This is a genomic window from Streptomyces sp. NBC_00557 (genome assembly GCF_036345995.1).
In the GTDB taxonomy this organism is placed as follows: domain Bacteria; phylum Actinomycetota; class Actinomycetes; order Streptomycetales; family Streptomycetaceae; genus Streptomyces.
Map to the genome: position 1 here is coordinate 7881705 of NZ_CP107796.1, position 12910 is coordinate 7894614.

The 12910-nt window shown below is 70.3% G+C and carries 12 protein-coding genes; 4 read left to right on the forward strand and 8 right to left on the reverse strand.

Going from position 1 to position 12910, the window contains the following annotated elements:
• Nucleotides 1-266: 266 nt before the first annotated feature.
• On the reverse strand, nt 267-674 hold the full coding sequence (locus OG956_RS35090; RefSeq protein ID WP_330342054.1) for a hypothetical protein: 408 nt from the start codon (nt 672-674) through the stop codon (nt 267-269).
• A gap of 500 nt (nt 675-1174) precedes the next feature.
• On the opposite strand from OG956_RS35090, the gene OG956_RS35095 reads away from it, so the two are divergent.
• Nucleotides 1175-2149: a hypothetical protein gene (locus OG956_RS35095; RefSeq protein WP_330342055.1), complete on the forward strand. Its 975-nt coding sequence runs from the start codon at nt 1175-1177 to the stop codon at nt 2147-2149.
• A 120-nt stretch (nt 2150-2269) separates the two neighbouring features.
• On the opposite strand, the gene OG956_RS35100 is transcribed toward OG956_RS35095, so the two are convergent.
• Together OG956_RS35100 and OG956_RS35105 are read right to left on the reverse strand one after the other, a co-directional pair.
• Nucleotides 2270-3160, reverse strand: a complete 891-nt coding sequence (locus OG956_RS35100) for a GNAT family N-acetyltransferase (RefSeq protein ID WP_330342056.1) — start codon at nt 3158-3160, stop codon at nt 2270-2272.
• Between the two features lie 69 nt (nt 3161-3229).
• Entirely contained in the window at nt 3230-4129 is a 900-nt protein-coding gene (locus OG956_RS35105; RefSeq protein WP_330342057.1) for an alpha/beta fold hydrolase, read from the reverse strand.
• A gap of 454 nt (nt 4130-4583) precedes the next feature.
• Between OG956_RS35105 and OG956_RS35110 the strand changes: the two genes are divergently transcribed.
• Nucleotides 4584-5792, forward strand: coding sequence for a cytochrome P450 (locus tag OG956_RS35110; protein WP_330342058.1), 1209 nt, complete (start codon nt 4584-4586; stop codon nt 5790-5792).
• Between the two features lie 209 nt (nt 5793-6001).
• On the opposite strand, the gene OG956_RS35115 is transcribed toward OG956_RS35110, so the two are convergent.
• On the reverse strand, nt 6002-6199 hold the full coding sequence (locus OG956_RS35115; RefSeq protein WP_330342059.1) for a hypothetical protein: 198 nt from the start codon (nt 6197-6199) through the stop codon (nt 6002-6004).
• A gap of 325 nt (nt 6200-6524) precedes the next feature.
• Between OG956_RS35115 and OG956_RS35120 the strand changes: the two genes are divergently transcribed.
• Together OG956_RS35120 and manD are read left to right on the forward strand one after the other, a co-directional pair.
• Entirely contained in the window at nt 6525-7970 is a 1446-nt protein-coding gene (locus OG956_RS35120; protein WP_330342060.1) for a gluconokinase, GntK/IdnK-type, read from the forward strand.
• 97 nt (nt 7971-8067) lie between these two features.
• Entirely contained in the window at nt 8068-9309 is a 1242-nt protein-coding gene (gene manD / locus OG956_RS35125; RefSeq protein WP_330342061.1) for a D-mannonate dehydratase ManD, read from the forward strand.
• Between the two features lie 117 nt (nt 9310-9426).
• Here the strand turns inward: manD and OG956_RS35130 are convergent, their stop codons facing one another.
• From OG956_RS35130 to OG956_RS35145, 4 genes are all read right to left on the reverse strand, one after another.
• Entirely contained in the window at nt 9427-10467 is a 1041-nt protein-coding gene (locus tag OG956_RS35130) for a vWA domain-containing protein (protein ID WP_330342062.1), read from the reverse strand.
• 153 nt (nt 10468-10620) lie between these two features.
• Nucleotides 10621-10881, reverse strand: a complete 261-nt coding sequence (locus tag OG956_RS35135; RefSeq protein WP_330342063.1) for a hypothetical protein — start codon at nt 10879-10881, stop codon at nt 10621-10623.
• 332 nt (nt 10882-11213) lie between these two features.
• Nucleotides 11214-12047, reverse strand: a complete 834-nt coding sequence (locus tag OG956_RS35140) for a hypothetical protein (RefSeq protein ID WP_330342064.1) — start codon at nt 12045-12047, stop codon at nt 11214-11216.
• A 103-nt stretch (nt 12048-12150) separates the two neighbouring features.
• Nucleotides 12151-12783 carry a response regulator transcription factor gene (locus OG956_RS35145; RefSeq protein WP_330342065.1) on the reverse strand — a complete coding sequence of 211 codons (633 nt, stop codon included), beginning with the start codon at nt 12781-12783 and terminating at the stop codon, nt 12151-12153.
• Between the last annotated feature and the right edge of the window lie 127 nt (nt 12784-12910).

A 12910-nucleotide genomic window follows, 5' to 3' on the forward strand; every position in this document is an offset into this window, starting at 1 on the left:
ATGACTGATCCGACCTCTTAAACGCCGCCGGCGTGCGCAATTGGGTGGCATCCCCAGGGGCCCGGGAGCTGGATACGACTCCCGGGCCCCGCCACGTCGCCGAGCTGACACATGACAGCCGCGAAGGGACCGGTGACGGCCGTCTGTCTGCGACAAGTGGACCGCGCTCACGCACGGTCCACGCCTCACCCACCGGATCGTGCCGCGAACCCCAGCGGGTGCCACCCGCGGGAGGCACCCGCGATGTGCCGGGAGCCGCCCCGGGGTCAGCGCACCCAGACGTCGATGAGCGGGGAGACGACGCGCATTCTGCTGTCGACGAGACGCAGTTTGTTGTGGCCCTTCATGCCGAGCACGACGCGCATGGTGTACGTCGCGTGCGCGTCGGTCTGCATCGACGCCGGCAGGTTGACCCAGGGACGCGCGCCCACCTGCTGCTGGAGGGTGACCCGGGTGCCGGCGGGCACACCGGGCAGAGTGCCGCGGATCCGGAACGGCTGCCATGCGCGGACGCCCGCGGCGGAGACCTCGGCCGTGGGCGCGGCCGGGGTCGTGACGGCCGGCTTCGGCCTGGGGGACGGGGGTGAGGTGACGGCCACCGCCGTGCCGATGGACCCTGCGGCCACGGCTGCGACCGCCGCTGCGGCACTCCAGATGCGTACCGTCTTGCGCATGCTCTGTCTCCCGGTCGGGGGGGGGGAATGGATCGCCGGAAGCGTATGAACATCAAGGGCCTATCGGATCATTTGACACGACGTGGCAGAGGCGCGTAGCTCATTCGGCTGCGACGGCCTCCTCACAGGCCTCGACTCGGGCCTGCCGCCGGCACACCGCCGCTGGTCAGGCACCCCGCACGGCACGCCCTTCGGCGATCACCGACTCGACCGCCCCGACACCGATCCCGGCCGTGTCCGGCGGCTCGGCGTCGCCGTGGGCACACCGTGACGCCCCCTGCCGTCTCCCGGCCACCGCACGCCCGCGCACCGACCCGCGGCCCGGCTGCCCGACGCGGCCGCGGCAGGACGGGCGGTCCTTCCTCTCCGGCCGGCGCCTGCTCCATGCGGCCGCCGGAAAGATGCGGAAGCCGGCGTTTCGGGGCACGGTAAGGGGCGAGGGGGGCGGGGCCGCTCTGGCCCGATGTCATGCGAGCATCGCCCTAGCCGAAGGAAACGTGATGGCCGTAGCCACAGACATGCTCGTTCCCGCGCTGCGTCAGGTCCGAGAGGCCGAAGCAGCGCTCGCCGACCGCTTCAAAGCCCATCTCGCGGTCACCCCTCCCGGCGAGTACCGGGAAGTCCTGGAACGCCGCGCCGGCGACGCCCGCGGCCACGTCTACCTCATCGACGAGCGCCTGGCCTCGCTGAAGCCCCGTGGCCTCGCCCAGGCCGTCGCCGGGAACGTCTGGCACCTCACCAGGCAGGCCTTCCGGCTGCCCCTGGACGTGGTCAAGGTCGTCCCGAACGCCCTGCTGCGGAGCTCGGGGACGGCCACGGAACACCAGCTGCTCAAGAACGTCGAGGACGAGTACGCGCGCACTGCCTTCGCCGTGGCGATCTGCCGGGCCGCCGAGCGGATCGCCCAGGAGGCGCAGGACGGCGCCACCACGGATCTGCTGCGGTCCATCCGCCGCGACGGCGAGGAGACACTGATCGAACTCGGCGACAGCCTCGAGCACCACGCCGAGGCGACGGTCGTGTGCGGCGACGGCCTGGGCGCCGGCCGGGCCACCCAGGCGGTGCGTGAATGGAGCACCTGGCTGCGGGAGACGGCCGAGCGCATGCCGGGAGCGGACCGGCTGCAGGGCATGCCGGACGGCGCCCTCATCTCGGAGATGGATCTGCCGATCCCCGACTACCGCAGGCTGAGCGCACGGGCGATTCTCGAGCGGTTGCCGCAGCTGTCCCAGTCGGATCTGGCCAGGGTGGGCGCCTACGAGCGTTCCCACGCCGCCCGCCCCGCGGTGCTGAGCCGAGTCGCGGACCTGCTCGGGCCCGAGCCGTGGCCCGGCTACGACGGCATGCACGAGGACGAGATCGTCAAGCGGATCGGTGAGGCCACCGAGCGTGTCACCCGGCGGGTCCTGGACTACGAGCGCCGCCATCAGGCACGGGCCTCCGTCCTCGCGGCTGCCGAACGGGTCCCCGCCTGATCCGACGCCGTCCCTGGCGCGCCCCCTCGTCCGCCGGGAACCGCTCTGCGTCCGTCGGGCCGCGCCGCACATCCGCCGAAGGCGCCGGCGAGGAGCGGGCCGGCCGTTGCGCCCCCGGGCTCACGCGTCCCCTCGCGTGGCTCGGGGGCGTTGGTGCTGATAGCCCCAGAGGTCGTCCACGAACGTGAAGCCGAAGGAATCGAAGAGCCGGGAAGCCGCAGCTGTGCCGGGGCTGCGCTGCTGGGCGTCGTCGAGGACGGCGGAGACGTCGGTGACCCCCTCCTCGGCCAGCAACGTCAGCGCCTGTCCGAGCAGGAGGCGGGCCAGACCGCGACGGCGGCGGGACGGCAGGGTTTCGATCCAGTGGATGGCCGCGGTGCGATCGGGTCCCACGGTGACCACGGCTTCGGCGACGGGTTCGGCGGCCTCGCGGATGACCAGCCGGCGTCCGGGCGGCATCTCGCAGGGGAGGACGTCGGCGACGACCTTCGCCGACGGGACTTCGGCAGGGAGTGAACGGTGCAGGTAGCAGCCCTGCCGGCGGCCCGTGAAGCCCGACTGCACCAAGGCGCCGTGGGTGGCGGCGCGCCGAGTACGAGGCAGTCCGACCAGCCCCCAGGCATCGGCCGGAGCACCCACGAACGCCTCGACGCGCAGGCAGTGGGCGAGGGCGCCGAGGGCGTGGCAGACCAGGGCCCGCAGGGCGGGCGGATTCTCACGGGCGTGGAGCCGGCAGATCAGCCCGGTTCGCACATCCGCCCAGCACAGGTACGCGACGATCCCCCGGGCGCGGTCCCCGGCGTCGGCGAGCACGCTGATGCGCGGCCGCGCGGGTGCCGCCCACCCGCACAGGGGTGCGGCCCCGCTGCGCTGTGCGGCCGGCTGCCCGGGGACCCAGTGAGGCTGTCCCGGCAGTCTGTCGGCATCGATCAGGTCGCGTACCGAGGACTCGTCCTCAGGACGGTAGGGACGTACCGTCGACCGGCTCTCGGGGCTGGGCGAAGAGGCCATGCTGTCCGTCCACGCGGATGCGACGTTCCTGTCGGCTACGTCCCAGCGTGCCCCGGTCCGACCCGCCTGTCACGGGGAACCCGGCGACGCCCGCCTGCGGGGCCGCTTCTCGCTCTGCACGGCGTGGCCCTGCTGCAGGCGTACGCCGGGCGAGGCCTGCCAGGTCGCCGTCAGCAGCGAGCGCAGGTGGTCGATGACCGGCCGGTGCAGGGGGAGGGTCAGATGACCGACGCCGGGCACGAGGACATTGCGTGCCATGAGGTCGGGGTGATCGATACGGCCTCTGGCTGCGGGGATGACGACCTCGTCCAGATCGCTGTAGAAGGCCACGAACCGGGTGCGGCATTCCGGGGCCGGCTCGGCGAGCTCGGTCAGCAGAGCGCTGCCCGGACGCAGCTGGCGCAGGAGCGGATGCGGCGGGGCCAGCAGGGCCGTGGCGGTCCCGCCGTGCGGCGTGGCCAGGGTGATCAGCAGGGGCACGCGTGCGTCGCCGCCCAGCCGCTGCACGTAGTAGCGGGCGATCAGCCCTCCGAGGCTGTAGCCGATGACGACGATGCTCCGGGTGCCATGGCTTTCGCACGCGCGTTCCACGCGCTCTCCCAGGTTCTGAGCCGCCGCGCGAATGTCCGGAGTGAACGCCGAGCAGCCCACCTCGAAGTACGGTCCCGCGCCGACGCCGTCCAGACCACGCTGCAACGACGACACGACGCACTCGCCGTCGGAGAGCCCGTGGACCAGCAGCACCGGGTTTCCCGCAGCCGTCACCAGTGGTGGGGGTGCCTCCTCCAGACCGGTCCTCCGCCTCGGCAGGGCCCAGCTCAGGCGCCCGGCCAGCTGTCCGACGCTCCCGGCAGCCACGTCGAGCGGCAGCTGCACCAGCCGCACGGCCGCCCTGCCGGCCTCGATACCCACACCGCGCGCCGGTGACAGTCCCGGCACCGCCAGGTGCGGCCCGAAAGGAATGCCCATGGCCACCTCCCGTGCCCACGCCCCCGCCGTCGTATGAGAACCATTGTCTGCCTGATCCCGAGTCCCCGCCCGTCGCAGCGGTCACACGGACCACTCTCCGGAGCGGCCCGGGGACGGGCGGGGTGGCCATGCTCCGTGCCCGCGTGATGCCCGGTGTCAGGCCGGTACGGCGGCCGGCCGGCTCAGCGGTATCCGGTCGGTCAGCGGTCCGGTCGGCTCAGCGGTCGACCGGTCGGACGCGGCCGGGGCGGAGCGCCCGTCGACGGCGCCGGATTTGCCCGTCGGCCCCGGGATCCGTGGCCGACGGCTGGCGATCCGTGCCCGACGGCTGCGAAGGGACCGTCGGCGGGGTCAGCGATCGGTCAGCAGCGGGTGCTTGGGTGGTCCGGTTGAGGCAGCCGCCGCCGGGGATGCCGGGCGGCGCGGGTATCCGTACGCGATGAAGGGAAGGACCATGCCCGGTGCAGATTCCAGTGTGCTCGACTGGCCGCTCGCCCGCGTGTGTCCGATGTCGCCGCCGCCGGCCCTCGGTGTGGTGCGGGACGGCCCGCCGACGCTGGTCCGGCTGCCGGCAGGCGCCGGTGAGGAGCAGCTGGTCTGGTTGATCACCCGCTACGAGGACGTCAAGGCCGCACTCAAGGACCCCCGGCTGAGCGCCGACGAGACCCGGCCCGGCTTTCCGCTGCGTTTTCCCGTGCCCGGCGACGCACGGCCGAGCGGCTTCCTTCGGATGGACGATCCGGAGCACGGCCGGCTGCGCAGGATGGTCGCACCCGAGTTCACCGTGCGCAGGGTACGCGCGCTGCGCCCCCGGCTCCAGGAGCTGACCGACCGGACGGCCGACGAGCTGGCAGCCGGGCCTCAACCCGCCGACCTTGTCAGGGACTTCGCCACCAAGGTGTCGGCGCTCGTGATCGCCGGGCTGATGGGGATCCCCGACGAGCACACCGCGTTCTTCCTGGAGCAGACTCAGATCCTGCTCACGGACGGTGACCCGGCTCTGTCCCTGGCGGCGCACCACCGGATCATCGCCTTCCTCGACGAACGAGCACGCGCCAAGGAGCACGACCCGGGCGACGATCTCGTCAGCCGTCTGATGGTCGACCACGTGGCCACCGGCGAACTGGACAGCGCCGACCTCCTGGGCGTCCTCAAACTGCTGCTCGTCGCAGGCCACGAGTCGACCGCAACCCAGATCGCGGTCAGCGCGCTGAGTCTGCTGACCGATGACCGCCTGCGCACCGAGGTCCTCGCCGAAGACGCCGTGCTCCTGCCGCAGTTCGTGGAGGAGTCGATGCGCTTCTGGACGATCGTCCAGGACGGTGTCGTGCGTCAGGCCACCGAGGACCTCCTCATCGGCGAGACGCTGATCAGCGCGGGCGAGTCGGTGATGATCAGCCTGCTCGCCGCCAACCACGACCCCGCGCTCTTCCCCGAGCCCGAGCGCCTCGACATCCACCGGGATGCCTCCGCCCATCTGCTGTTCGGTCATGGCGCCCACTTCTGCCTCGGCGCGTCGCTGGGCCGACTCGAGGTGACACTCGCCCTCAGCTCCCTTTTCACCAGGCTGCCCACGCTCCGCCTGGCCTGCGAGCCTTCCCGGCTCCGCTTCCGCGAGCACCCCGTCTTCCACTGCCTCGCCGAACTGCCCGTCACCTGGTGAAGCCGCACAGACCTGGCCGGCGATCGACCGACGAGTCCACCGCACGTTGTGGCGCCGGGGCGACCGACGCCGAAGGAACAAAGGTGTGTTGGGGCTTGTGAGGCCCGCTAGCCCGAATGAGTGACACAACCGTCGGATTCCCTCAGATGGCCGATGGCCCGTGCTGACTCGGCCGCGAGCCATGAGGTCTGCGCATCATCGCGGATGTTTCAGAGCAGCAGCGGAAGGCTCACGAGGGCGGCGCCACTCGCCCCGAGGGCCGCCAGGAGCGCGGCCGACCAGTTGCGGGACTGGGCGAAGGTCAGCAGGCCGGCCAGCAGCCCCGCCACCACCGCGGCCAGGAGGATGAGCGCCCAGCGCAGGGACAGCCGCTCCGGCGGCGGTGTGGGTGAACTCGGTTCGGGCATGCGCTCTCCTGAGGCAGCGTCAGAAGGGGATCGGAGCAGCCCCGTATGGGCTGCCGTGCGCGCCGATGCCGACTGTTGTGAGGGCTCGGCCCCCACGCCTTGCCGGTCCACGGCAACCAGCGGAACATTTCGGATGACTGACCACCGTAGCCGTGTGATCTAGGTCAGAAAAGGCCTCTGATATGCCATCAGTCGGAACGGGGTTCGCATGGGGGCGGGGGCGGTCGGCAGCGTGCTCCGGCGTGCGCCTCAAAGGCATCCAGCGCTCCCTGCAAGGGCGTTCGGACAGCTGACCAGGAAGCCACTCTGACTTAGCATCGCCGCCATGACTGGTCCCGAAGCCGATCCGCCCGAAGGTTCCGAGGAGGCGCTACGGGGCTCCACCGCCAAGGTGGTGGAGCGACTGGGCTGCCAGATCGTGGAAGGGGGCAAGCCCCGCGACCATCACCTCACCGTGGACGCCGTCACCCATGAGTTCGGGATCACCCGGCCCATGGCCCGCGAGGCCCTGCAGGCCCTGCACCAGAAGGGCCTGGTCAATCTGCAGCCGCGGGTCGGGGCCACCGTCCAGGCGCTGGAGCGGTGGGACCTGCTGGACCCCGACGTGATCGCGTGGCGGCTGGAAGTGGCCCCCGACAGCCAGATGCGGTCACTGACCGAACTGCGCGAGGTGATCGAACCCCGCGCCGCGAGACTGGCAGCCCTGAGCCGCTCGGCGGAGATCTGCCACGACCTCACCAGCCTCGCCCGCACCCTGCTCGCCTTGAGCGAGGAACCGGACTTCGCGCGGCCACGGGAGGGCGCGGCGCTCCGCCGGCGCTTCCGGGACGTGGACGCGGCCTTCCACCGCACTCTCCTCGCCGGCTCGCGCAACGAGCTGTTCGTGCGGCTGTCCTATCCGGTCGTCATGGCCCTCAACCACCGCATCGACAGGGACTGGGCCGGCGCCCACGACGAGGCGATGGTCACCCCCACGCGGGCGGCCATCGGCGCCGACACCGTCCAGAGATATCCCACCCGGCCGGAACCGATCGCCATGTGGCTGCACATGGGGCTGGCCTACGCCATCGACCAGGGCCTCGCCACGGCGGCGGAAGCCTTCGCGGAGGCTCTGCTCGCCGAGATCAGAAGCGGCCGGCTGCACGATGCCGACGTACGCGACCGACTCCGGGCGGGCCTGGACCAGTTCAACGTCAGCGGTCTGCCGTCCGCTCATCGAGCAGGCTTCCAGGACGCCATGACCGCCCTGTTCCGCGCTCGGCGCGCTCCCGTTGTCCTCATGGGGGTCAGCGGATGCGGCAAGACCACCGTGGGCCGGTACCTGGCCGAGTCGCTCCGGGTGCCGTACGAGGAGGGGGACGACTTCCACCCCCTGCGCAACGTGGAATCGATGGCGAACCACATCCCTCTCGACGACCGCAGCCGCAGTCCGTGGCTGGCCGCCATAGCCGGCCGCATGCGGGTGGCGGGCGCGGAGGAGGGGCTCGTGATCAGTTGCTCCGCCCTCAAACGCATCTACCGGGAGCTGCTGCGGGTGGCCCGGCCCGACGCCTTCTTCGTGCACCTGAGCCTCGACCAGGACGAGGCGGACGCCCGCGTGGCACGCCGGGAGGCGCACTACATGCCTGCCTCGCTGGTGTCCTCGCAGTTCGAGGACCTCGAACCACTCGATGACGACGAAGCCGGGATGACCGTCGACGCGACCCTGCCGGTCGAACGCATCGTCGCAGAGATCCAGACCGAGCTGGCCCGCCACACCTGGGGCCGCTGACTCACACCGGCCACACCGGCCGAACGACCCGACGCCTGTGCCGACGGAGAAAGAGAACGACCGAGCCGACGACGACAACGAAAGAGGGGGAACCCCCATGAAGATCGTGTCCGCCGAGGTGATCGTCACCAGTCCGGGACGGAACTTCGTCACCCTGCGCATCACCACCGAGGACGGTGCCGTCGGTCTCGGCGACGCCACGCTCAACGGCCGCGAGCTCGCCGTCCGGACCTACCTCGACCAACACGTCGTACCCCTGCTCATCGACGGCGACGCCTCCCGCATCGAGGACACCTGGCAGTACCTCTACCGGGGCGCCTACTGGCGGCGCGGCCCGGTGACCATGGCCGCCATCGCGGCCGTGGACACCGCACTGTGGGACATCAAGGCCAAGTACGCGGGCATGCCTCTCTACCAGTTGCTCGGCGGTGCGTCCCGCACCGGCGCCCTCGCCTACGGACACGCCTCCGGCCGCGACGTGCCCGAACTGCTCGACTCCATCCGCGCGCACCAGGAGCTGGGATACCGCGCCATCCGCATACAGACCGGCATACCGGGCTTCGACTCGGTGTACGGCGTGGCCGCCTCCAGCGCGGGCGGCGGCGACCGGTACGACTACGAGCCCGCACGCCGCACCGCCGGCAGCCAGTCCCGGCCCACCGTGGAGAGGTGGGACACGCGCGCCTACCTACGGCACCTGCCCGCCGTCTTCGAGGCCGTGCGGGCGGAGTTCGGCCCCGAACTGCCGCTGCTGCACGACGGGCACCACCGGATGACGCCGATCCAGGCCGCACGACTGGGCAAGGCCCTGGAGCCGTACGACCTGTTCTGGCTGGAGGACGCCACCCCCGCGGAGGACCAGGCGGCTCTGCGGCTGATCAGGCAGCACACCACGACACCACTGGCCATCGGCGAGGTCTTCAACTCGCCGTACGACTACACGACGCTGCTGAGCGAGCGGCTCATCGACTACGTGCGATCCGCGGTGACCCACACCGGAGGCGTCACCGGGATGAAGAAGCTCCTCGACCTCGCGGCCGTCTACGGCGTCAGGTCCGGGATGCACGGCCCCACCGACATCTCCCCGGTGGGCATGGCCGCCGCCCTCCATCTGGACCTCGCCGTGCACAACTTCGGCATCCAGGAGTACATGCGGCACTCCGACCGGACCCTTGAGGTCTTCCGCACCTCCTACCGTTTCGAGCAGGGTCTGCTGCACCCGTCCGACACACCCGGTCTGGGCGTCGACCTCGACGTCGATGCGGCGGCCCACTTCCCCTACCAGCAGGCGTACCTGCCCGTCTGCCGGCTTGAGGACGGCACCATGCACGACTGGTGACCCTCGGGCCCGGACGCGAGGAGAAGGGCAACGGGAGGGGAAGGGAAGGGCATCCCAGGCGCTGATGGTGGGGGAGGGGCCGGGGGACGGCCGGGGGTGCCGCCGGCAGGGACTTGGTCAGAGCATCAGCAACAGCCGTGTGTTCGGGACGAGCTTCCGGTTCACGCTGGTGCTCTGCACGAAGATCGTGAAGTCGTCGTTGTGGTCCGGCTTGACGCGAACCTCCACGTCCGGCAGGCCCAGCAGGGCCCGGGCCTCCGGTCCCGTGTAGACCCGGTCCGTCTTCTTCTCCAGCACCGCGATCTGCTTGCGCGCCTGGATCTTCTCCGACTTGCTCAGCTGGTAGAAGGCACCCCCCGTACGGTAGGTGTGCCCGCATTCGACGACCCAGTCCCGGATCGCCGCGTCACGGGTCACCGGGATCAGCTCATACCGCGAGGGCTCCGCCGGGGTGAGGCCGGCCGCCTTGATGGTGTCCTTGTTGACCGCCTCGGCCCCCGTGGAGAACACCGCGCGCGAGCCCCGGATGCCCCGGGTGCGGCCCACCATGAACTTCTCGGTGGCCTGCTGGATGACCTGCCCGGCCTCCTCCAGCCCCTGTGTGCTCGTGGCGTCCCAGATGGCGATGTTGTCCCTCGGGAAACCGCACCGCATGGCCTCGCGCCTGCCGACCTGGTCCGGCACGAGGACGGCCAGGGTCCAGTTGTCCTCCTGCGTCTCGATCATCCTGGCCACAGCCTCGACCAGCTCACGCGGATCCCTGGCGGGGGAGTCCGGGCAGCGATGGCTTGCGTTCTCCTGCCCGTCGGTGAGTATGAACGTCAGGAAGCTGTGGTCGCCGTACAGTTGAGCCGTCTGCGCCAGTTCGCGCTGCGACTTCAGCGCTGCCGCCAGCAGGGCCGTCATTCCACCGACCCGGTACAGCTGCTCCAGCGACGGCATCCGCAGCACGTCCTTGTCGTAGATGACGCACTCCACCGTGTCCGCGAAGACGTACACCGTGACGCGGGTTTCCTGGTCGAGCTCCCTCGACCGGCGGGCCAGGTACGCGATCTGCTGGTCGGCGACCTCGATGACCTTGCGACTCAGATGAGACATGGACGAACTGGCGTCCAGCACCAGGGCGACGTGGTTGATGTAGTTCTGCCTACCGGACATGACAGCTCCCCCTCTTTCCGACTGGATGCTCCAACCCTCTCACCCACCACTGACAATCGATCTTGCTCGCAGATCTGGACGTGGCGGGGGAGGGGGAGGCGTCCGTGGCGGGGGCAGCGTCCTTCCGCGCCGTTGGTGCCACACCGGCTCGGTTCAGGAGACGAGCAGCACCCGCTCCTCGGACTGCTTGCTGTTGGCGCACTCGGTGTACGGGTTCGGCGTATTGGTGGGCTGCTTTTCCTCGCACTTCCAGGAGGCGCCGTGCAGGCGGACCGTGACGGGCGGCTGCTTTCCGCCCCTGATCGCCTTGCCGTACGCGTCGGAGACCTGCTTGGCCGTGGCACACGCCGACTTGCGGGCGTGGGTTGTGACCACCTGAAGAGAGAGGTCGTTGAAGCCTCTGCCGCAGTCCACCGTCCTTGTCCGGCTGGACGGTGGTGCCGAGCTGTGCGCGGCTGAGAGACCTAGGCCACTGGCGCCCGTCAGGGCCGTCCCGGTCAGGACAAGAGCGGCCGCGGCGGGGATCGCGAGACAACGCATGAGGCTCTCCTTCCAGATATGCCCCACAACAGTTTTCCGTCCTCTCGGTCCACTCGATCTCAGTATCACCGGAATGGCCCATCGGCTCATCCCGAGTAGCCGCATCAGGTGATCGGGTCGGCAATACGGATTGCCTCGCGGCGGCACACCGCTGCCCGGACCTGCTGGGCGCAGCCGCAGCAGGTCCGGGCAGGGTTTCGGGGATGTCAGCTGCCGCCCGTTTCGTCGCTGGGGGCTCCGTTGTCCGTCCCTCCGTTGTCCGTCCCTCCGTTGTCCGTCCCTCCGTTGTCCGTTCCACCGGTCTCCGGGGCGTTGGGGGCTCCGGTGTCGGTTCCGCCGGTTTCCGTGGCGTTGGGGGCTCCGGTGTCGGTTCCGCCGGTCTCCATCGCAGACGGCGACCCGGTGTCGGTTCCTCCGGTCTCCGTCGCTGACGGCGACCCGGTGTCGGTTCCTCCGGTCTCCGTCGCTGACGGCGACCCGGTGTCGGTTCCTCCGGTCTCGGTTGCCGTCGGCGACCCGGTCTGCGTGCCTCCGGTCTCCGATGCGGTCGGTGAGCCAGTCGGCGATTCCGTCGGCGATTCCGTCGGCGAGCCGGTCGGCGATTCCGTCGGCGAGCCGGTCGGCGATTCCGTCGGCGAAGTGGAACCCGCCGTCGGCGATGTGCTGCCGGTCGGGGATGAGCCCGGTGACGTCGAGGAGCCGGGCGGGCTCGTGGTCGGCCCCGATGTCGTCGTGGTCGGCTGCGGCAGCGACGTTACGACGATGACGGTCGGGGGATTCTTCGGCGTGGGAACCTGCACGAGGGCGATCACGATCACGTCGCGGCCGTTGTGGTGCTCGTGGCGCTGCCTCACCTCGTAGCAGCGGATCTTCTTCGGTTCCTTGTATGTCCGGTAGCACTTGATGACCTTCGCGCCAGGGGCGAGATCGGGTGCTTTGGAGGCCGCACCGGCGTCTGCTGCTGAGATGCCCCAGGCGCCGGCCGCCAGAAAGGAGGAGGCCGTCACCGCGACACCGATTGTCCTGAGTTTGTTCTTCATGTACCCAAACTCCTGTTCGCGCTCGACGCGGGGACACACTCGAGCGTCGCGCGCGGTCCACGGGAGAACCAGAGGCAGAACGACCCAGCCGGTGTGGGGAGAACTACCCCTTTTCGGCGGGCTCCGCGGCCGTCATCCCGTCTTTCAGCGCAAGACGCGTCAGATCCGCCCGGCGGCGGTAACCGGTCTTGCTGTACAGCCGGTCCAGATGGGAATGCACGGTGTGCTCGCTGATGCTCAGTTCGGCGGCGATTTCCCGGTCGGTGGCACCGTTCGCGACGAGTTGCAGAATCTGCCGTTCACGGTCCGTGATGCGCAGCGGGGTGTGGTGAACATCGCGGTCGCCGAAAAAGCTCGTGGAGAAATAGCAGCGTCCGGAGGCCACGGTGCTCAGCGCGGTCAGCAGCTCCTCTTCCCTCGCCCACTGACTCACGTATCCCCGGGCCCCCGCCTCGATGAGCAGGACGAGGTCCGTCTGCGTCGCGGCGGCTGACAGCACGATCACCCTGCGGCCCTTCCGGTGCAGCTGGGCCACGATGTCGCAGACCTCGCGGACCGGGTCCCGCAGATTGAGCAGGACCACCTCCGCTTCGCCGACCTCGTGCGGCAGTGTGCCGTTGCCGCCCGCCGCATGCAGCCGCTGCAGCTCCGGTGCGTTGTCGACGACGTGGGTGAGGCCGTGCAGAAGGAGCGGACAGTCGGAGACGACCGCTACGTACGTCGGTTCTCGGCTCATCCATTTTCCCTGCATAGAGGGCCGGCCAACGGAGGAGTCGGCTGGGCAACCAGGCAGACCACGGTGATACCAGCATCCCGGGCAGGGGCCCTCACCCGCCCGCCGGACTGACCCATCCGGAGGCCTC